We start from the raw sequence: 19,142 nt of genomic DNA on the forward strand, positions 1-19,142 counted from the left end.
CGTAATGCCGCCGCGGCCGGGACGGTTCGACCCGACACAATTGCGATTCGGAGTGCGTGATGGAAACCGTTGCTGGCAAGAAGATCCTGATCACCGGCGCCGCCATGGGCATGGGCAAGCTGTACGCGGAACTCGCGGTGCGCGAAAAGGCCGGCGCGGTGGTGCTGTGGGACATCAACCAGGCCGCGCTGGACGAAACCGTCGCGGAGCTGAAAGCCGCCGGCGGCACCGTGTTCTCGTACCTCGTCGACGTCTCCAGCCTGGAGGACATCGAGAAGAACGCGGCACAGGTGCAGCGTGACATCGGCGACATCGACCTGCTGTTCAACAACGCCGGCATCATCCGCGGCAAGTATTTCTGGGACCACGACAACCGCCGCGACATCTGGCTGACGATGGCGGTGAACTCGCTGGCGATCATGTACATCGCCCGCGCCTTCCTGCCGGCGATGATCACCGGCGGCCGCCAGAGCCGCATCATCAACATCGCCTCGGCGGCCGGCACCGTCAGCAATCCGCGCATGAGCGTCTACTGCGCCAGCAAGTGGGCGGCGATCGGCTGGAGCGATTCGCTGCGGCTGGAGCTGGAACAGGCCGGCCACAAGCATGTGAAAGTGACCACGGTGATGCCGAGCTACATTTCCACCGGCATGTTCGAGGGCGTGAAAGCGCCGCTGATGACGCCGATCCTGACGCCGCAGGTGGTGGTGGACAAAGTCTGGGCGGCGATGAAAGCCGGCAAGCCGCAGCTGACCCTGCCGTGGACCGTGCGCCTGGCGATGCTCAGCCGCGGCCTGCTGCCGCTGAAGCTGTGGGATCTGATCGCCGACAAGATTTTTCACATCTACAGCAGCATGGAACACTTCAAGGGCGGCCGCCCCACGTAGGCATCGGCTTGGGCATTTAAAAAATATAAAACGCGAGGAGAGAGCAGCATGAATTATTTCGTTACCGGCGCCACCGGCTTCATTGGCAAGTTCCTGCTGGAAAAGCTGCTGCAACGCGACGATGCCAAGGTCTTCGTGCTGGTGCGCGAAGCCTCCAAGGACAAGTTCGCCGAGCAGGCGCTGCGTTACGGTGATGCGGCCAGGCGCATCGTGCCGGTGTACGGCGACATCACCGAAGCCGGCCTGGTCAAGCCCGCCGATTTCAAGAAGCTCGCCGGCAAGATCGACCACGTGTTCCACCTGGCCGCGCTGTACGACATGAACATGGACGATGCGATGGCCGATCGCATCAACAACGAGGGCACGCGCAATGTCGTGGCCTTCACCAACGATCTGGGCGGCGACGTGCGCCTGCATCACGTCTCCAGCGTCGCGGTCGCCGGCGGAGCGCATGTCGGCAAGTTCACCGAGGACATGTTCGACGTCGGCCAGAGCGTCGATCACCCTTACTACCGCACCAAGTTCCAGTCCGAGGCGATCGTGCGCAACGAGGCCACGGTGCCGTTCCGCGTATATCGCCCGGGCATCGTCGTCGGCCACAGCGTCACCGGCGAGATGGACAAGATCGACGGTCCTTACTACTTCTTCAAGGCGCTGCAGAAAATCAGCCACAAGGTGCCGAAGTGGCTGCCGCTGCTGGGCATCGAAGGCGGCCGCATGCCGGTGGTGCCGGTGGATTTCGTCGCCGCCGCGATGGACGCGATCGCGCATCAGCCCAAGCTCGACGGCCAGACCTTCCACCTGATGCAGAACAAGTCGCCGACCGTCGGCGAGCTGATCGCCACCTGCATGGAAGTCGCGCACGGGCCGGAATTCGCCACCAAGATCCAGCTGCCGAACATCCCGGATTTCGCGCGCAATCTCGGCTCGCGCGCGGCCGCCGCGGTGCCCAAGTCGGTGCAGAAGCGCATCGCCGATACCGTCGGCGTGCCAATGTCGGTGATCGGTTATTCGTTCAACCGCGCGGTGTTCGACAACAAGCGCACGCGCGCTGCGCTCAAGGGCACCGGCGTCGCCTGCCCGGACATCCGCGACTATGCCGACAAGCTCTGGGCCTACTGGGAACTGTTCCTGGACCTGAAAGTGAAAATCCCGGCCGACGCGATGCAGAAGCTCGCCGGCAAGGTGGTCATGGTCACCGGCGGCAGCTCCGGCATCGGCTTCAACGCGGCGAAGAAATTCGCCGCCGCCGGTGCCAAGGTGATCCTGGTGGCGCGCACGCTCGACAAGCTCGAGGAAGCCAAGACCGTGCTGGAGCGCGCCGGCGGCGAGGCCTACGTGTATCCCTGCGACCTGTCGAACATGGAAGACATCGACCGCATGGCCGACGAGGTGCTGCGCGACTTCGACCATGTCGACATCCTGATCAACAACGCCGGCCGCTCGATCCGCCGCGCAGTAATGGAATCGAGCACGCGCTTCCACGATTACCAGCGCACGATGGACCTGAACTACTTCGGCGCGGTACGCCTGATCCTGAAAATGCTGCCGAGCATGACCAAGCGCAAGAGCGGTCATATCGTCAACATCAGCTCGATCGGCGTGCTCGCCAACGCGGCGCGGTTCTCGGCCTACGTGGCGAGCAAGGCGGCGCTGGATGCGTTCACGCGCTGCCTGTCGGCCGAAGTGCGCAACCACAACATCCACACCACGGCGATCTACATGCCGCTGGTGCGCACGCCGATGATCGCGCCGACCAAGATGTACGACTACGTGCCGACCTGGAGCCCGGACACCGCCGGCGACGTGGTGATCAAGGCGGTGCTGGAGCGGCCCAAGTCGGTCGCGACCACGCTCGGCACCGCGGCCAGCGTCAGCTACGCGCTGTGGCCCAAGCTCAACGATTATGTGCTGAGCTGGGGCTTCCGCCTGTTCCCGTCGTCCTCGGCCGCGCGCCAGGGCCGCAAGGAAGGCCACAAGCCGACGCTGGAGCAGATGGTGTTCGCCAACGTGTTCAAGGGCGAGCACTGGTAGCACTCGCAGCGGCGCACTCGAAAAGGCCAACAAAACTCCGTTCCTCCCGAGTAGCGCCAACGGCGCGTATCGAGGGACACAGCGACCAAACGCCGCGAATGTCCCTCGATACGCCGCTTCGCGGCTACTCGGGAGGAACGGAGTTTTGTCGCACCGCCCACGCATCGCTTAGCCTTTGCGGCCAATGGCCGCCGTTCTGATCAAACCGACTCCGCAATCGCGACTGTCGCTCGCGTTCGCGACGGCTTTGACCTTGCACCTGCTCGCGGCGCTGACCTTGCCCAATCTCAAGCTGCTGTTCAATGCGGCGACCTCGGCGAAAGGCGCGGCATCAGGCCCGCCGCCACTGCCGCCGCCGCAAGCCACGACGCCGGGCAGCGAAGTGATCCCGATCCGTCTGCCGCTGGCCGGCTTCCGCATGCAGACCGAGCTGGGGGCGATTGCACGCAGCAGCCCGCCGAAAGACCTGGTGCTGCCCGGCGCCGCCAGGGCGCCGGCCGGCAAGCTGGCGATGAGCAGCCGCCTCGGCGCCGCCGCTGTCGAGGCGCTGGCGGCCGATCAGCGCGCGCGACCCAAAGCGGCAACACCACCGACCACGCGGCTGGTCGCGGAGCTGAGGCTGGCGACCGGCGGCGGAAACGTCGCCGGCAATGGCACGGTGATCGAAGCGCAGCGCCCCGGGCCGCCGGCATCCGCGCCGGTTGAAAAAATCCTGGCACCGAGCAAACCGGCCGAAACGCCGAAGCGCGAAATCGCGAAGGGCGAGCCGATCGAGAAAGCGCCGCCATCGGCAGCTGCGGCGCCTAAACCTGCGCAGTCAGCATTGCAGCAACCGATACGCCCGCAGATCTACGCACCGGTACAGACCTATCGCGGCGCGCCGCCTGAGAACATCGCGATCGCGCCGCCGTTGCCGCCGCGCGCGGCCGGCGACGATACGCTGGCCTCGCCGCCGCCGACCGTCGCCGCGTATCCCGGCGCGCAGCCGGCGCCGGATCGCGGACCGGGCGTGGCGGTCGGCGGCCGCGGCGAGTTCTTCCAGAAACTGACCACGCATCTGTTCCAGACCAACCAGATCGTGCTGGCCGAAGCGATCCGCGCGACGCCGAAGCTGACCGTGGAAGTGCGCTTCAGCATCGACCGCGCCGGCCGGGTGCTCGGCGCACAGGTGATGCGCAGCACCGGCGATGCGGCGCTGGACGGCAAGGCCGCCGACGTCATCCTGCGCGCCTCGCCGGTGCCGCAGATGCCCGCCGACATACCGCAGGCCCGCATCGAGCTGAGCTTTCCGGTGCAGATCTACCGCTGACGCCATGACTCATCCGCGCTTCAGTCTCGGCCCAGCCTAATGGCCTGTACCGTTCTCCTTACACCGCGCTAAACAACGCCAGTCCCCCTTGATCGAAGCCGTCTCCCCACCGCCGCCGGAATCCACGCGCTGGCCGCTGCTGCAGCGGCTGCTGGCGCGCGTGCTGAGCCTGCTCGACCGCTATCCCTGGTTGCTGCCGCTGGCCAGCTTCGTCGCCGGTGCGGCGAGTTACTTCATGGTGCGTCGTGGCGAGACGCTGGCGCGGACCATCGCCATCGTCGCGCTGCTCGGCTGGCCATGGATGCTGGTGCAGGGCTGGCTGCACCGTTACCTGATCCGCAAATTCAATTCGCGCTGGACGCCGTATGCGCTGCAGATGGTGACGCAGTCGATCCAGCAGGAAGTGCTGTTTTTTGCGCTGCCCTTCATCATCGGTGCGACCCAGCCCGATCTCGGCCAGTGGGCCTTCACCAGCCTGGCCTGCGCCGCCGCGCTGATCAGCGTGCTCGATCCGGTTTACGAAAAGCGCATTTCGCAGCGGCCGGCGATGAGCCTGCTGTTCCATGCCTACTGCAGCTTCGTTTGCGCGCTGGTGGTGATTCCGATCGCACTCAAGGTGCAGCTGGAAAATGCACTGCCGCTGGCGCTGGCGATCACCGGTGTATGGCTGCTGCTCGGCCTGCCGCGGGTCTGGTCGGATCTGGCGACGCGGCGTGCGCGCACCTGGGGTCTGGCCGGCCTGCTGCTGGTGCCGGCGCTGCTGTGGCTGCTGCGCTCGCATGTGCCGCCGGCCGGGCTGTCGGTGACGCAGGCACAGATCACGCAAAGCATCACCGGCCTGAATCCCGGCAACCAGGTCACCTCGTTCACCACCAGCGCGCTGAAAGGCAGCGGCGCGATCGCCTTCGTCGCGATCCGCGCGCCGATGGGCCTGGAGCAGAGCGTGGTGTTCCAGTGGGTGCAGAACGGCCGGATGCTGGATCGCATCCCGGCCGAAATTCACGGCGGCGGCAAGGACGGCTGGCGCACCTGGAGCCGCAAGCGCAACTTCCCCGAAGATCCGCGCGGCGACTGGCGCGTGGATCTGGAAACGCCCGACGGCCAGCTGATCCAGCGGCTCGAGTTCACGGTGTCATGAGCAAGCTGAAGAAACGCCTGCGCGAAGACGGCCTGCTGGTGTGCAGGAAGTGCCTGAAAAAGCAGCGCGGCGACGCCGATGTCGGTGACGTGGATTTATACGACTGGCTCAGGCAGCAAGCCACGGAAGAGGCCTTGCCGATCTCCAAGTGCAAATGCCTGGACCTGTGCCCCGATGACGGCGTGGCACTGGCGATGGGTGGGCGTTTTACCGGCAAGAAGCCACTGCACGTGGCCAAGAATGGCGACGAGCCACAGCGCGTGATGCGCTGGCTCGACGCACGAATCAAGTAGCCCGGGTGCAACCCGGGGTTGCGGCCGTCCCGGGTTGCACCCGGGCTACTTTTTACGCCGTCTTCGCCAGTCGCTCGCGACGTGCAGCGACGCTGTTGGACAGCACGCGCAGCGTCTCGACGGTGTCGTCCCAGCCGATGCAGGCGTCGGTGACGCTCTGGCCGTACTTCATCTGCTCGCGCGACGCGATTTCCTGGCGGCCTTCGAACAGGTGCGACTCGATCATCACGCCGATGATGCGGCGGTCGCCGCCGGCGATCTGGCCGCCGACGTCCTGGGCCACGACCATCTGCCGCTTGTGCTGCTTGCTGCTGTTGGCGTGGCTGAAGTCGATCATGATTTCCGGGCGCAGGCCGGCCTTGGTCATCGCCGCACTGGCCGCTTCCACCGACTGCGCGTCGTAGTTGGTGCCGAGCGTGCCGCCGCGCAGGATGATGTGGCAGTCCTCGTTGCCGGTGGTCTCGAAGATCGAGATCTGGCCTTCCTGGGTCAGCGACAGGAAACGGTGCGGCGTGCGCGCAGACTGGCAGGCGTCGACCGCGACCTTGACGCTGCCGTCGGTGCCGTTCTTGAAGCCGACCGGGCAGCTCAGGCCGCTGGCCATTTCGCGATGCAGCTGCGACTCGGTGGTGCGCGCGCCGATCGCGCCCCAACTGACCAGGTCCGACAGGTACTGCGGCGTCAGCAGGTCGAGATACTCGACGCCGGCCGCCAGGCCCTGGTTGTTCAAATCGAGCAGCAGCTTGCGCGCGGTGCGCAGGCCGGTGTCGATGTCGTAGGTGTCGTTGAGGTTCGGATCGTTGATCAGGCCTTTCCAGCCCACGGTGGTGCGCGGCTTCTCGAAGTACACGCGCATCACGATCAGCAGGTTCTTCTTCAGGCTTTCGCGCGCCGCGATCAGGCGCTGTGCGTATTCCAGCGCGGCGGCGGTATCGTGGATCGAGCAGGGGCCGACGATGACCAGCAGGCGGTCGTCGCGGCCGGCGAGCACATCCTGGATTTCGCGGCGCGTGTCGAATGTGGTCTGGGCGGCGCGCTCGGACAGCGGCAGCTCGGCCTGGACCTGGGCCGGGGTCGACACGGCGCGGGCGCGTGCACGGATGTTGTCGGTGACGAACTTCATGATGGCGGTTGCCGGATCGGCGGATTGCGTTTTAAGGGGCACGGATGCTAGCAGAGGCCGCCGCGCGGCCCTAGAGCTGAGCTAAGCTTCGGCATCGTGGGAACTGTTTCAAATTATTTCAGGGAGCCTCAGTGATCAAGCTTTTGTCACGTTCTGCCGTGTTGATGGCGGGTGTCGCTGCGGGCACCTGTGCCGTTGCCGGCGAGCGGCCTCTCGCCGTCTACAACCAGGGCGCGCTGGCGCGTGCTTTCGAGCTGCCGGTGCTCGGTGAAACCCAGGTGCTGGGCCTGGCCGATTCGATCACCGACCTGCGCTACGACCTGACCACCGAGTACCACGCCAGCGGCGACGCCGGCGAGTCGGTGATTTTGGACGGCGAAAGCAATCTGCTGACCTTCGCGTTCCGCCGCGGCATCGGCCGCGATCTGGAGCTGACGTTCGACCTGCCGCTGCTGTACCAGGGCGGCGGTTTCATGGACAAGCCGGTCGAGAACTGGCACAGCGCCTTCGGCCTGCCCAACGGCGGCCGCGAGGACGCGCCGCGCGACCGCTATCTCTACGAGTACCAGCGCGACGGCCAGGTGCTGCTCGACGAACACCGCAGCGGTGCCGACCTCGGCGATCTGCGCATCGGCTTCGGCTGGCAGGCGCTGGACGGCCTGGCGCTGCGCAGCGAGGTCAAGTTCCCGACCGGCAGCGAATCGCATCTGTCCGGCGGCAACAGCGGCGTCGCGGTGTACGGCGACTATGCACTGCCTTTCCCGGACGACTCGATTTTCAGCGGCTTCCTGTCGGCCGGCGGCTCGTACAACGGCAAGACGAAATATCTGGGCGACATGCAGAACCGCTTCGTGCCCTTTGGCAGCGCCGGTCTGGCGGTGCGCTTGATCGACTCGCTGTCGCTGCTGGCGCAGCTGTACGGCAGCGGCGCGCTCTACGACGGCGATCTCGATCCGTTTCGCGAAGCGCTGCAGTTTTCGCTGGGCCTGCGCTACCACGTCGGCCCGGCCTTTGATCTGGATTTCGGCTTTCAGGAAGACCCGATCACCAGCTCGTCGCCGGACTTCAGCATCCACCTGGGGCTGAGCTGGCGTGGGCGCAGCTGAGCAGGAAGTCCTGACGGCCGATCCCCTCCCCCGCCTGCGGGGGAGGGCAAGGGTGGGGGCGGAAGTCGCGGCGCCACGGTTTAGCGATTCGCCCCCATCCCGGCCTTCCCCCGCTAGCGGGGGAAGGAGATCCTCAGCTCGCCAGGTCGAACAACAGCACCTGCGCATCGTCGCCGGCGCCGATTTCCAGCAGCGACTCGCCGCTCAGCGACAAGGCGTCGCCGGCCTTCAGCGTGCGTCCGCCGACCGTGACTTCGCCGGCCGCCAGATGCAGGTAGTAGCGGCGCTGCGGATCCAGCGTCTGCGTCAGCTGCTGGCCAGCGGCCGGCCAGGCGATCAGCAGGCGCGCGTCCTGCAGGATCGTGAACGGCGCGTTCTCGCCGCCGGGCGCCACCACGGTGACGAAGCCGCGGCGCAGCGCGTCCTGGTCCAGCGCTTTCTGCTGGTAGCCCGGCGCCGCACCGCGCTCCGACGGCACGATCCAGATCTGCAGGAAGTGCACCGGGTCGATCGGCGAGGCGTTCATCTCGCTGTGCTGGATGCCGCTGCCGGCGGTCATCAGCTGCAGCTCGCCGGGCAGGATCACCGAAGTGCCGCCGGTGGAATCGCGGTGGCGCAGGCCGCCCTCGATCACGTAGCTGATGATCTCCATGTCGCGATGCGAATGCGGCGGGAAGCCGGCGCCGGCGACGACCTTGTCCTCGTTGATCACGCGCAGCGCACCGTAGCCGAGCTTGTTCGGGTCGTAGAACTCGCCGAAAGAAAACGTGTGATGGCTGTCGAGCCAGCCGTGCTCGGCGTGGCCGCGCTCGTTGCGGGCTTCGAACTTGATCATGACGGTGCTCCTTGTCTGTGCTGCAGAAGTGATGCAGCCAATGTAGGCGCGATGCGCACAACAAAAAATCGGAATGATTTGGAACGAGTCTTCAGTCCGACTGAACCCCTGAATTTTGTCATCCGAGCCACACGATGAGACTGAGCCTGGACGCGCTGGAAACCCTGGACGCGATCGACGCCGCCGGCAGCTTCGCCCGCGCCGCCGAGCGCCTGCACCGCGTGCCCTCGGCGCTGACTTATACCGTCAACAAGCTGGAATCCGATCTCGGCGTCGCGGTGTTCGACCGCAGCGGCAAGCGCGCCGAACTCACCGCCGCCGGCCGTGAACTGCTGGAGCAGGGCCGCGATCTGCTGCGCCAGGCCGAGACCCTGGAGCGCCGCGTCAAACGGGTCGCGCAAGGCTGGGAGACACAGCTGACCATCGCCGTCGACGAAGTGCTGCCGCTGGAGCGGCTGTTCCCGCTGGTCGCGGAATTCGACGCCTTGTCCAGCGGCACGCGGCTGCGTTTCACACAGGAGATTTTCGGCGGTACCTGGGACGCGCTGATCGACAATCGCGCCGATCTGGCGCTGGCCGCCCCCGGCGAGCCGCCGGAAGGTTTCGGCCTGGCGTCGCAGGAGATGGGCCGCGTGCGCTTCGTCTACGCGGTCGCGGCGACGCATCCGCTGGCCGACGAGCCCGAGCCGCTGCAACCGGCGCAGATCGCGCGCCATCGCGGCATCGTCGCCGCCGACTCCTCGCGCCGGCTGCCGACGCGCAGCCAGGGCGTGCAGCCGAACCAGGAGACGCTGATCGTGCCGACCTTGAACGCCAAGCTGCAGGCACAGCTGGCCTGTCTCGGTGGCGGCTTTCTGCCGCAGCAGATGATCGCGCCCCATGTCGCCGACGGCCGCCTGCGGATCAAGCGAGTCGAGCAGGAGCGCGAACTGCCGCCGCTGCGCATCGCCTGGCGCAGCGGCGGCGAAGGCCGTGCGCTGAGCTGGTTCCGCGATGCGGTGGCGCGGGATTCGGTGAAGCTGCTGGGTGATTGCTGAGGCGCCGTCATTGCGCGTGTCAGCGGCGGGTTTCCACCACCCTCCGTTCGTCCCGAGTAGCCTCGCTCGCGAGGCGTATCGAGGGATCGGATCGCGCTCTTCGTCTGGTCCCTCGATACGCGGGCCAAGGCCCGCTACTCGGGACGAGCGGGGGTGGTGATATCGTCACTGGATTCCCGCTTTCGCGGGAATGACAGAAGTGATACGGGAACCAAAACCGTAACAATCAGTCTCAGCCACTTCCGCTGTCATCCCGTTCCGTCACAATAGCTGCATGCGGACTCGCCGCCTTCCCCACCTGCTGCTGGCTTTAGCGCTACTGCTGACGCAGTGGCTGAGCTTTGCGCATGCGCTGGAACATCCGGCGCTGAGTGCGGAAAAAGCCTGCTCGATCTGCGCGCTGGGCATCAACATCGACGGCGGCGCGCCGCTGCCGGCCTCGCCGGCCGTCGCGCACTGGCAGCCTTCAGAAGCACCCCGTAGTTCCATTGACACCCGCGTCGTTTCCGCGATCCCGCCGGAAACGCGCGCGCGCGCGCCGCCTCAAACCCTCGCCTGATCCGCGGCCGCCGACGCGTTGACGCGTCGCGCCGGTCGCTGCGTTTTTTCGCCCGTCCCGCGACTCGTTGCGGCGCGCGGGCTTTCGATCAGTCCTGTTCGAGGGGTTACATCCCATGCTGCTTCCTTACCGTCGCTCCGCGATCGCGAGCGCGCTGTACCTTGCGTTTTTTCCGCTGGCCCACGCCGCCGATGCAACGACACCGGCTGCACCCACCACCGTTGCGACCAACGACGACACGCCCGAGGCGCTGCCCGAAATCATCGTCACCGCCGACCCCTTCGCCCGCGCTGCCGACCAGCTGACGCAGCCGGTGGAAGTGCTCAGCGGCGCCGACCTGGACCGCCAGCGCGGCGCCTCGATCGGCGAGACGCTGGAGCATGAGCTGGGCGTGTCGACCACCGATTTCGGCCGCGGCGCCGGCCGGCCGATCATTCGCGGCCAGGGCGGTCCGCGCGTGCTGGTGATGGAGAACGGCAGCCCGTCGATGGACGCGTCCGACGTCAGCACCGATCACGATGTCAGCATCGATCCGGCGCATGCCGAGCAGATGGAAATCCTGAAAGGCCCTTCCGCATTGCTCTATGGCAGCGCGGCTTCGGCTGGTGTCGTCAACGTCGTCACCGGCCGCTTGCCGGACACGGTGACGCCGGGGCTGTCCGGCAGCGCCGGCGCCGGTTACGGCAGCAACGGCGACCAGCGCTACGGCAATGCCGACATCGGTTACGGCTTCGGCGGCACGCAGTTGCACGCGGATATTTCCGGCAACAACAGCAGCGACTACGACATCCACGGCAACTCGGCGCTCGACGGCAGCGGCGCGCAAGGCCACATGCCCAACAGCGCGACGCGCAAGGACTCCGGCTCGCTTTCGGTCGCACAGGTCTGGGATGGCGGATCAATCGCCGGCAGCGTGTCGCGCGTGGTCGCCGAATACGGTTTGCCGGTCGAGGAGACCGCGTTCATCGACATGAGCCAGACGCGCTACGACCTCGAGGCCAAGCTGAAGAATCCGCTGCCGGGCATCGCCTCGCTGCGGCTGCGCAGCGGCTACAACGATTACGGCCATGTCGAGTTCGAATCGCCCGGCGTCGCCGGCACGCGCTTCGCCAACCAGCAGAGCGATACGCGGCTCGAAGCGGTGCACGAGCCGCTGGTTGGTTGGGTCGGCGTGTTCGGCTTGCAGTACGGCCATCGCGATTTCTCCGCGGTCGGCGAAGAGGCCTTCGTGCCACCGACGATTTCGACCGATCTCGGCGTGTTCCTGGTCGAGCAGCGGCCGGTCAGCTGGGGCTCGCTGGAATTCGGCATCCGCAGCGATCACAACCAGAGCGATCCGGACGGTTACGCCGACAAGAGCTTCGATCCGTTTTCGCTGTCGGCCGGCACCACGGTCGATCTCGGCAACGACTACCACCTGAAGTTCTACGCGACGCGTTCGCAGCGCTCGCCGGAATCCGAGGAGCTGTATTCCTTCGGCCCGCATGGCGCGACCTCGACTTTCGAGCGCGGCGACGCGGACTTGAACATGGAGACCGCGAACAACTTTGAAATCGGCCTCGACAAGCACAGCGGCCGGCTGCAGTGGCGCGCCAATGTCTATTACGAATACATCAAGAACTACATCTTCGAGCAGGAAACCGATCGCGGCTTGAACGCCGACGGCAGCGGTGTCGCCAGCAGCGACGGCGAGGCGGACCGGGTAGACGACGAGGGCAACTTCGACCCGAACGGCGAGCTGCTGCTGGTGAATTACAGCCAGGCCAATGCACGCTTCTACGGCGTCGAAGGCGAGATCGGTTATGCGCTGCTGCAGGGCGCGCCGATCAACCTGCAGGCGCGGCTGTTCGGCGACGCGGCCTATGGCGAACTGACCGGAGGCGACAACTTGCCGCGGATCACGCCGGCGCGCATCGGCCTCGGGCTGGAGGCGGATCACGATCGCTGGTCCGGCAACCTGGATCTGATCCAGGTGCTGAAGCAGGATCGCGTCGCGCAGCTGGAGACCGACACCGACGGCTACACCATGCTCAACGCCAGCATGAATTACACGCTGCCCGGCGAAAGCCACAGCACCACGTTCTACATCCGCGGCCGCAACCTGCTGGACCAGGAAGCGCGCCGCGCGACCAGCTTCATCAAGGACGAAGTGCCGCTGCCGGGTGCGAGCGTGATCGTCGGGTTTGAGGTGAAGCTGCTGTAGCGCTTCACGTCATCCTGTAGGAGCGGATCCTATCCGCGACTGAGGCCTGCGAGAGCGCAGTCGCGGATTGGATCCGCTCCTACAGGTGCCGATGTGTTTTTTGTAGGGCGGGTCGTGACCCACCTTTTACACGCTCAGATCAGCCCCAGCCGCCGCAACACGCCAGCGAACAGCACGACGAAGCCGCCGACTTCGGCGATCGTCAACGCCACCATGAACAGCAGCAGCCCATGCCGCGGCAACGCCACCGGGCCGACGGTGTGGGGGCGGCGGAACTGGTTGTCGGTGTCGCGCAACACGCCGTGGACGACGTAGCCGACGATCGCGCCGGCAAAGAACAGCAGCGGCAGCGCGACCGACCACAGATTCACCGCCGGTGACCAGGCCGACAGCGCCGCGAACGCGGCCAGCAGCAGTGCGGCAAAGCTGTACATCAGCGAGGCGCGATGGGCGATGTCGACATAGGTCGGCGCCTCGGCTTTTACCGTGACCGCGATGTAGGCGTATTTCCAGACACCGGTCAGCAGGCCGGCCAGGAAGAACGCGCCGGTGGCGACCAGCGCCAGGCGGACGGCGGGCTCGGCGAGAAACTCCGCGTTCATCGAGATGATTCCCTGTATTTAAGTTTTGAATATTATTTATTATCACAATATTGTGATAATAGATTTACTTACACGCTTTATCACAAAGTAAAAGCACAGTTATTTTAAGATGCATTGTGCTTGTATTTGCAACTAAAAATCACAGTTTGTGAAAATGTATTGTATTAAGTCGTAAAATTACAGCCTAAATCTCTTGGTGGCGATGCATTCCTGCAGCCGGCGGCCGTTTCCACGACAATACCTGATCGCTTATTGATTAATTGATACAAAAAGTCGCTCTTGCGGCTTTTTTGTCACATCGACACCATGCTGCCGCTCGTCCTTTCCGCTTTTTCGGTGTTCATGGCCGCGGCGCTGTTCACCGCCGGCCAGATGCTGCTCGGCACGCAGTTGTCGCTGGGCCTGTCGGCGGCCGGCTTCGGGCCGATGCATATCGGCCTGGTGCTGATGTGCTACTCGTTCGGCTTCATGCTCGGCTCGGTCACCGGGCCGCGGCTGATCAGCCGGGTCGGCCATATCCGCGTGTTCTCGGCGTTCGCGGCGATCACCTGCTGCGCGGCGCTGATGCACAGCGTCGTGCTCAACGACCTGCTGTGGGCGCTGCTGCGCGCGATCTCCGGTTTCTGCGGCGCGCTGCTGCTGATCGTGCTGGAGAGCTGGATCAATGCGCACGCGACGCCGCAGGCGCGCGGTCGGCTGATGAGCCTGTACATGGTCAACTACTACCTCGCCGGCGCCGGCGGCCAGCTGCTCGTGGGCCTGTATCCGCCCGGCGATCACCGGCTGTTCGCGATCGCCGGCGGCCTGCTGGTGCTGGCCTCGGTGCCGCTGTCGCTGACCTCGCGACCGGCGCCGGCACTGCCGGCGTCGTCGCGGATGGCTTTCGGCGAGCTGTTCCAGGCCTCGCGGATCAGCATCGCCGGCGCGCTGGTGGCGGGCTTCGCGATGTCGGCGTTCTATCAGCTGTCGCCGGTGTCGGTGAAAGGCCTGGGCTACGACGTCGGCACGGTGGCGCGCTACATGGCCTGCGCGGTGGTCGCGTCGATGGCGTTGCAGTATCCGATCGGTCGGCTGTCGGACCGCTACGACCGGCGCCGCGTGATCCTCGGCATCGCGCTGGCGGTGGCCGCGGCCTCGCTGCTGGCAGCGACCGTCGGCCAGCTGTCGCTGAGCGGCCTGTTCGTCGCCAGCATGCTGTTCACCGCGACCCTGTCCTGCCTGTATCCGGCCAGCCTGGCGCGGCTCAACGACCGCACCCACGGCCGTCATCCGGTCGCGGCCAATTCCAGCCTGCTGCTGTGCTACGGCGTCGGCCAGTGCGTCGGGCCCATCGTCAGCGCCGCGGTGATGCACCTGATCGGGCCGGCCGGGCTCTACGTGTCGGTGTTCGTGGCGCTGCTGGCGTTCGCCGGCTACAGCCTGCGCCGGCTCGAGACCGCCGATACCGCGGTCGACGAGCAGCAGCGATACCTGCCGATGCCGTCGCTGTCGACGCCCGGCATCGTCAACGCCGATCCGGCAGGCGACAATAAGCCATGAACACACTCTCGACCGCCGGCGCCCGCATCCTCGACAACGACCTGTTCCTGCGCGCGCTGCGCCGCGAAAACGTCGAGCGCACGCCGACCTGGATGATGCGCCAGGCCGGCCGCTACCTGCCGGAGTACCGCGCGACCCGCGCCCGGGCCGGCGGCTTCATGGACCTGTGCCGCAACGCCGAGCTGTGCTGCGAGGTGACCCTGCAGCCGCTCGACCGCTTTGGGCTCGATGCGGCGATCCTGTTCTCCGACATCCTGACCATCCCCGACGCGATGGGCCTGGGCCTGACGTTCGCCGAAGGCGAAGGCCCGCAGTTCGCGCGGCCGCTGCGCACCGCGGCGGAGATCGACGCGCTGCCGCTGCCCGATCCGGAAGGCGAGCTGCGCTACGTGATGAACGCGGTGCGCACGATCCGCGGCGCGCTCGGCAACAAGCTGCCGCTGATCGGTTTCTCCGGCAGCCCCTGGACGCTGGCGACCTACATGGTCGAAGGCCGCGGCGGCCACGACTTCGCCAAGATCAAGGCGCTGGCCTACGACCAGCCCGACGTGCTGGACCGGCTCACCGACAAGCTGGTGAGCAGCGTCACCCAGTACCTGCTGGCCCAGGTCGCCGCCGGCGCCGACGCGCTGATGGTGTTCGACACCTGGGGCGGCGTGCTCGCGCCGCATCTGTATCGCCGGCACTCGCTGGCACCGATGCGCGCGATCGTCGCCGGCCTGAAAAAAGCCGCGCCGACGGTGCCGGTGATCCTGTTCACCAAGAACGGCGGCCAGTACCTGAGCGAGATGGCCGATACCGGCTGTGACGGCCTGGGCGTGGACTGGACCACCGACCTGTCCGTGGCGCGCGAGCGCGTCGGCGGCCGCGTCGCGCTGCAGGGCAATCTCGACCCGGTGACGCTGTTCGCGTCGCCGGAACGCATCCGAAACGAGGTCGCGCGGGTATTGCAGAGCTACGGTGCCGGGCCCGGCCATATCTTCAACCTGGGCCACGGCATCCTGCAGCAGACGCCGCCGGAACATGCCGGTGCGATGATCCAGGCCGTGCGCGAACTCAGCCCGGCCTATCACCTGGCGGCAGCTGCTAAAGCCTGAGTGCAGCGGTTGCTCAAAGGAGCGCGTTGATGCTGTCGATGTTGCTGCCGCCGCCCTTGATCGGCGCGCTGACTGCCGGGCTGATGGCCTGTTGGCTGCTGCTGATCGGCGTGCTGCTGGCGCCGGGCATCGCGCTGAAGGCCTTATTCGCTTATCCAATCCCGCTGCCGGCCGTGTGCAGGCTGGCGACGCGTTATCTCACCGGCGTCGCCGACCTCTGGGTCGCCGGCAACGCGGTGATCTACCGGCTGCTGCAGGAAGTGCGCTGGCAGGTGAGCATCGACGGCGTGATCGAGCCCGGCCGCAGCTACCTGCTGATGAGCAATCACCAGTCCTGGGCCGACATCCCGGTGCTGTGCGACGCGCTGCAGGGCCGCATCCGCTTCCCGCGCTTCTTCCTGAAGCGCGAGCTGATCTGGGTGCCGATCATCGGCGTCACCTGCTGGGCGCTGGACATGCCGTTCATGAGGCGCCACTCGCGCGAAGCCATCGCCCGGAACCCGCAGCTGCGCGGCGACGACCTGCGCGCGACGCGCGAGTTCTGCGAGAAATACCGGCGCCAGCCGATCACTGCGATCATGTTCCCGGAAGGCACGCGCTTCACCGAGGCCAAACGCGACGGCAAGGACTCGCCCTACCGCCATCTGCTGCGCGCCAAGTCCGCCGGCATGGCCTTCACGCTCAATGCGATGGGCGAGCAGTTCGCCGGCATGATCGACGTGACCATCGCCTACAAGCCGACCGCATCCGGCGGCAGCATCGTCTGGAGCTGGCTGTGCGGACAGCAGCAGACCCTGGTGGTGCAGGCCGAAGTGCGGCCGCTGCCGGCCGAGATCCTGCACGGCGATCACGACGGCGACGCCGAATTCCGCGGCCGCTTCCAGGCCTGGCTCAACGGCCTGTGGGCGCACAAGGACGCGCAACTGGACCGGCTCAAGGCCCGTGCCACCGACGGCGTCGGCGGCCCGACTCCGGCGCCTTCGAGCGGCTGAAGCCGTGCACGACCACCGCGACCGGTACAAATTTTTACGCGGACGCTTCTCCTAGCGCCCACGCTTTGGCTAGACTGAACAGACCTACCCTCAGGCTGCCAAGGCTCCCGTCATGAAAATGCTCATCGCCATCATCAAGCCGTTCAAGCTGGACGCGGTGCGTGAGGCACTGTCCGACATCGGCGTGCAGGGCATGACGGTGACCGAGGTGCGCGGCTTCGGCCGCCAGAAAGGCCACACCGAGCTGTATCGCGGTGCCGAGTACACCGTCGACCTGCTGCCGAAGATCAAGCTGGAAGTCGCACTGGCGCCGGAGAACGTCGACAAGGCGATCGACGCGATCGCCAAGGCCGCCAAGACCGGCCAGATCGGCGACGGCAAGATCTTCGTCTACGACCTCGGCCAGACCGTGCGCATCCGTACCGGCGAGTCGGGCGTCAGCGCGGTCTGAACACCACGCCGCTGGTCATTCCCGCGAAAGCGGGAATCCAGGGCGGCGAGCAGTTCTCTGAATTCCCGCTTTCTCGGCAATGACCGTCAGGGCTTCGTTGCTGCCGCTTCCGGCGCCAAGGCCTGAAACCGGAACCCCAGCAGCGGCGCCCAGTCGCCGACCTCATAGAGATTGAGGTTGCGCAGGATCACTTCGGCCGGCGGGTCGAGCACCACGCGAAAGCCCCGGGGATCGCGGATGAAACCGCGCAGCGCCGCCGCCGAGGCCGTGTCCCAACGCCATTTCTCGCGCTTGGCACGCTGATCCAGCAGGCCGATCAGCACCTCCGGCGCGATCTCGCGGCCAATGCCCAGCTCGGTCGCGCGGCGATCCAGATAGCGGCCCATCAGGCCGCGATCGCGATAATCCAGCTGCAGCTTGCGCAGGCCGACCTGGTCCGGCGCATTCGCCAGCTGCGCCGGCGTTGCATCCAGCTGCAGGTCGAAGCGCAGGTCGGCGCTGTCGGCGCCAAGCAGCTGGCCGTCGACCAGCAGTAGCTTGGATTGCGGCAGCGAGCGGATATCGAAGCTCGCCTGTAGCTCCAGGCTCGGATAGCCCAGAGCCGACAGCGCCGGCGGCACATCGCGGCCGCGCAGCCGGTAGCCGTCGCTCATCGGCAGGCTCAGGTCGATCAGCCGGATCCTGGCGCGCTCCAGCGAATGGTCGTCGGCCAGGTCGATGCGGTCGATGCGGACTTCTCTGGCGGTGATGCGGTAATCCAAGGGCGTGCCGAGCGTGGCCTGGGTCAGCCCATTCGGCTGCAGCGACACGCCGCGCAACACGCCGGTGCCCCAAAGATTGACCCACAGCGAGTCGTAGCGCAGCTGGCCATAGGCCTGCCACTGGTAGGCGAAGCGCTGCGTCGCCAGTTCGGCCTCGCGCAACGCCCACCACTGCGCAAGGCCGAGTGCGACCGCGGTCAGCAGCAATGCGCGCAGCAACAATGTGCTCAGTCTCAAGAAGCGGTCCGGCGGTAGCGATGGTCGGATTCTAGGCGCAGGCCACCCGGTCCAGACGGAATAAACTGATTGCCGTCCGCTTTTTCTCGATGCAAGGCTCGATGCGCCTGACCCGTCTTCACGTTCGAACGCTCATGGCGATCTGGTTGCTGGCTACCGGCTGCGTGGCCCAGGCGGCCACCGTCTACCGCTGGGTGGACGAGCGCGGCCGCGTGCACTACGGCGACACACGCGGCAAGGGCGCCAGCTCGATCGAAGTCACGCCCGGTAGCGGCGCGGCCAAACCGGCCGACGAAGCCGGCCAACTGCGCAGCGAGGAGTGCGAGCGTCGCCGTGAACAGCTCGAAACCTACAAGCGCGCGACTTCCGTGGTCGAAACCGACGCGCTCGGCCGCCGCCACGAGTACGACCCCGAGCAGAAAGCCAAACTGCTGCAGATCGGCGAGCAGCAGGTGCAGAACGCCTGCGGAGCCCAGGGCTGATGCGTGCCGTCGGGCTGTTGCTGTTTTTGCTGCCGGCGCTGGCCAATGCCGCGGTCTACAAGTGGACCGACAGCCAGGGCGTGCTGCACTACGACGACATGAACCAGGCCAGCGGCAAGGCCCTGACCCAGGACGACGTCAAGAATCGCCAGATCAAGCCGGTGCCGGACTGGACCGGCCTGGTGCCGGCGGAATTCGCGCGCGACGTCGAGCAGCGCTGCGCTCAAAGCCGCGAGCGCCTCGCCGGCTATCGCAGCGCCAAGACCCTGTTTGGCCGCGATCCGGATGGCCACAGCTATCCGCTGTCGGCGGCGCAGGTCAGATTGCTGGTCGCACAGACCGAGCGCGAAACCGCCGGGCTGTGCGATGCAGAGGCGCCGCGTCGGCTGTATCTGCAGCCGGTGCAGAAGAAAGCCGCGACCAACTGAACCGGTTAGGAGCGGGCTTGCCCGCGACT

General features: G+C 66.4%; 19 protein-coding genes. 15 read left to right on the plus strand and 4 right to left on the minus strand.

Annotated elements, in window-relative coordinates; translation table 11 throughout:
- The first annotated feature begins 59 nt into the window (after positions 1 to 59).
- The 5 genes from ACQZF9_RS20670 (at position 60) to ACQZF9_RS20690 (ending at position 5,661) form a co-directional block, all read left to right on the plus strand.
- On the plus strand, positions 60 to 887 hold the full coding sequence (locus ACQZF9_RS20670) for an SDR family oxidoreductase (protein WP_428310850.1): 828 nt from the start codon (positions 60 to 62) through the stop codon (positions 885 to 887).
- 48 nt (positions 888 to 935) lie between these two features.
- Positions 936 to 2,921 carry an SDR family oxidoreductase gene (locus ACQZF9_RS20675; RefSeq protein WP_428310851.1) on the plus strand — a complete coding sequence of 662 codons (1,986 nt, stop codon included), beginning with the start codon at positions 936 to 938 and terminating at the stop codon, positions 2,919 to 2,921.
- A gap of 184 nt (positions 2,922 to 3,105) precedes the next feature.
- Positions 3,106 to 4,230, plus strand: coding sequence for a TonB family protein (locus ACQZF9_RS20680; RefSeq protein ID WP_428310852.1), 1,125 nt, complete (start codon positions 3,106 to 3,108; stop codon positions 4,228 to 4,230).
- A gap of 88 nt (positions 4,231 to 4,318) precedes the next feature.
- The gene (locus tag ACQZF9_RS20685) at positions 4,319 to 5,368 is read left to right on the plus strand and encodes a DUF5924 family protein (RefSeq protein WP_428310853.1); all 1,050 of its coding nucleotides are present in this window, start codon (positions 4,319 to 4,321) and stop codon (positions 5,366 to 5,368) included.
- On the plus strand, positions 5,365 to 5,661 hold the full coding sequence (locus tag ACQZF9_RS20690; protein WP_428310854.1) for a hypothetical protein: 297 nt from the start codon (positions 5,365 to 5,367) through the stop codon (positions 5,659 to 5,661). The genes ACQZF9_RS20685 and ACQZF9_RS20690 overlap by 4 nt, the downstream gene beginning before the upstream one ends.
- Before the next feature lie 52 nt (positions 5,662 to 5,713).
- Here the strand turns inward: ACQZF9_RS20690 and ACQZF9_RS20695 are convergent, their stop codons facing one another.
- Positions 5,714 to 6,784, minus strand: coding sequence for a 3-deoxy-7-phosphoheptulonate synthase (locus ACQZF9_RS20695; protein WP_428310855.1), 1,071 nt, complete (start codon positions 6,782 to 6,784; stop codon positions 5,714 to 5,716).
- A 131-nt stretch (positions 6,785 to 6,915) separates the two neighbouring features.
- Between ACQZF9_RS20695 and ACQZF9_RS20700 the strand changes: the two genes are divergently transcribed.
- Entirely contained in the window at positions 6,916 to 7,890 is a 975-nt protein-coding gene (locus tag ACQZF9_RS20700) for a DUF3187 family protein (RefSeq protein ID WP_428310856.1), read from the plus strand.
- A gap of 133 nt (positions 7,891 to 8,023) precedes the next feature.
- Here the strand turns inward: ACQZF9_RS20700 and ACQZF9_RS20705 are convergent, their stop codons facing one another.
- A complete protein-coding gene (locus tag ACQZF9_RS20705; RefSeq protein ID WP_428310857.1) occupies positions 8,024 to 8,725 on the minus strand; it encodes a pirin family protein in 702 nt (233 codons plus the stop codon).
- A 134-nt stretch (positions 8,726 to 8,859) separates the two neighbouring features.
- Here ACQZF9_RS20705 and ACQZF9_RS20710 point away from each other — a divergent pair, with 134 nt between their 5' ends.
- From ACQZF9_RS20710 to ACQZF9_RS20720, 3 genes are all read left to right on the plus strand, one after another.
- Positions 8,860 to 9,762, plus strand: coding sequence for a LysR substrate-binding domain-containing protein (locus tag ACQZF9_RS20710; protein WP_428310858.1), 903 nt, complete (start codon positions 8,860 to 8,862; stop codon positions 9,760 to 9,762).
- 274 nt (positions 9,763 to 10,036) lie between these two features.
- Positions 10,037 to 10,321 (plus strand): hypothetical protein, encoded by a 285-nt coding sequence (locus ACQZF9_RS20715; RefSeq protein ID WP_428310859.1) that lies wholly within the window; start codon positions 10,037 to 10,039, stop codon positions 10,319 to 10,321.
- A gap of 115 nt (positions 10,322 to 10,436) precedes the next feature.
- Positions 10,437 to 12,524 carry a TonB-dependent receptor gene (locus ACQZF9_RS20720; RefSeq protein ID WP_428310860.1) on the plus strand — a complete coding sequence of 696 codons (2,088 nt, stop codon included), beginning with the start codon at positions 10,437 to 10,439 and terminating at the stop codon, positions 12,522 to 12,524.
- Between the two features lie 134 nt (positions 12,525 to 12,658).
- Here the strand turns inward: ACQZF9_RS20720 and ACQZF9_RS20725 are convergent, their stop codons facing one another.
- Positions 12,659 to 13,126 (minus strand): hypothetical protein, encoded by a 468-nt coding sequence (locus ACQZF9_RS20725; RefSeq protein ID WP_428310861.1) that lies wholly within the window; start codon positions 13,124 to 13,126, stop codon positions 12,659 to 12,661.
- A gap of 306 nt (positions 13,127 to 13,432) precedes the next feature.
- Between ACQZF9_RS20725 and ACQZF9_RS20730 the strand changes: the two genes are divergently transcribed.
- From ACQZF9_RS20730 to ACQZF9_RS20745, 4 genes are all read left to right on the plus strand, one after another.
- Positions 13,433 to 14,665, plus strand: coding sequence for an MFS transporter (locus ACQZF9_RS20730; protein WP_428310862.1), 1,233 nt, complete (start codon positions 13,433 to 13,435; stop codon positions 14,663 to 14,665).
- Complete coding sequence (gene hemE / locus ACQZF9_RS20735) at positions 14,662 to 15,762, plus strand: uroporphyrinogen decarboxylase (protein WP_428310863.1); 1,101 nt, start codon at positions 14,662 to 14,664, stop codon at positions 15,760 to 15,762. Before ACQZF9_RS20730 ends, hemE begins: the two co-directional genes overlap by 4 nt.
- Before the next feature lie 29 nt (positions 15,763 to 15,791).
- Positions 15,792 to 16,754: an acyltransferase gene (locus ACQZF9_RS20740; RefSeq protein ID WP_428310864.1), complete on the plus strand. Its 963-nt coding sequence runs from the start codon at positions 15,792 to 15,794 to the stop codon at positions 16,752 to 16,754.
- Between the two features lie 112 nt (positions 16,755 to 16,866).
- The gene (locus tag ACQZF9_RS20745) at positions 16,867 to 17,205 is read left to right on the plus strand and encodes a P-II family nitrogen regulator (protein WP_428310865.1); all 339 of its coding nucleotides are present in this window, start codon (positions 16,867 to 16,869) and stop codon (positions 17,203 to 17,205) included.
- A gap of 86 nt (positions 17,206 to 17,291) precedes the next feature.
- Here the strand turns inward: ACQZF9_RS20745 and ACQZF9_RS20750 are convergent, their stop codons facing one another.
- A complete protein-coding gene (locus ACQZF9_RS20750; protein WP_428310866.1) occupies positions 17,292 to 18,203 on the minus strand; it encodes a hypothetical protein in 912 nt (303 codons plus the stop codon).
- A gap of 134 nt (positions 18,204 to 18,337) precedes the next feature.
- On the opposite strand from ACQZF9_RS20750, the gene ACQZF9_RS20755 reads away from it, so the two are divergent.
- Positions 18,338 to 18,685, plus strand: a complete 348-nt coding sequence (locus ACQZF9_RS20755) for a DUF4124 domain-containing protein (protein WP_428310867.1) — start codon at positions 18,338 to 18,340, stop codon at positions 18,683 to 18,685.
- Complete coding sequence (locus tag ACQZF9_RS20760) at positions 18,685 to 19,113, plus strand: DUF4124 domain-containing protein (protein ID WP_428310868.1); 429 nt, start codon at positions 18,685 to 18,687, stop codon at positions 19,111 to 19,113. Before ACQZF9_RS20755 ends, ACQZF9_RS20760 begins: the two co-directional genes overlap by 1 nt.
- The last annotated feature ends 29 nt before the right edge of the window (positions 19,114 to 19,142 follow it).

This window comes from Hydrocarboniphaga sp., from assembly GCF_965279055.1.
In the GTDB taxonomy this organism is placed as follows: domain Bacteria; phylum Pseudomonadota; class Gammaproteobacteria; order Nevskiales; family Nevskiaceae; genus Hydrocarboniphaga.